1 pseudogene is annotated in these 805 nt (G+C 47.7%); it reads right to left on the bottom strand.

What is annotated here, in order from left to right:
- Positions 1-147: 147 nt before the first annotated feature.
- A pseudogene (locus DP117_RS34260) lies at positions 148-805 on the bottom strand (DNA mismatch repair protein MutS); the annotation flags it as partial.

Genomic DNA, 805 nt, shown 5'->3' with positions numbered 1-805 from the left:
ATGTACAAAACATGTGATTCCCCCCCCACACCCCACACCCCACACCCAGGAGCGAAGCGACGATAATGTGGTGAGGTCGAAATAAGCCTCACACACCGTTGAAAAGCTTAACGACATTATTTTGTTGTTAAAGCGACATTTAATTCGTTAATCGACATCTTGAAGACTTGTACGCAAACCAACTGCAATTTTGCTGTGCTTTTCAATTTGTCCCATCACTTGTTTCGCCCGTGCAATCACAACCTTTGGTAAACCCGCCAACCTTCCCGCTTCAATCCCGTAAGACTTATCAGCACCTCCTGGTTGAACTTGGTGCAAAAAGATAATTTGGTCAGGTAACTCCTTCACCGTCACCTGATAATTAGCAACATTTGGCAACAGCGATGCCAATTCATTTAACTCATGATAATGTGTTGCAAAAATCGTCCGCGCCCGAATCTCCGTTGCTATATACTCAGCCACCGCCCAAGCAATAGAAAGACCATCAAACGTCGCGGTTCCCCTGCCAATTTCATCCAACAACACGAGTGACCTCGACGTTGCATGATTGAGAATATTCGCCGTCTCATTCATCTCTACCATAAAAGTCGATTGACCCGTCGCCAAGTCATCTACTGCACCCACACGAGTAAAAATGCGATCGCACACTCCCAACCTAGCAGATCGAGCAGGGACAAAACTACCGATTTGCGCCATCAACTGAATTAACCCCACCTGACGCAAATAACAACTCTTACCACTCGCATTTGGACCAGTGAGGATGATGAGGTCGGGATGGGGGGCTAGGGGTCCCCAGGGACTGGGG

The organism is Brasilonema sp. UFV-L1, assembly GCF_012912105.1.
GTDB lineage: Bacteria > Cyanobacteriota > Cyanobacteriia > Cyanobacteriales > Nostocaceae > Brasilonema.
The sequence above is the reverse complement of the archived record's forward strand: the minus strand, read 5'-3'. Positions and strand labels throughout refer to the sequence as shown.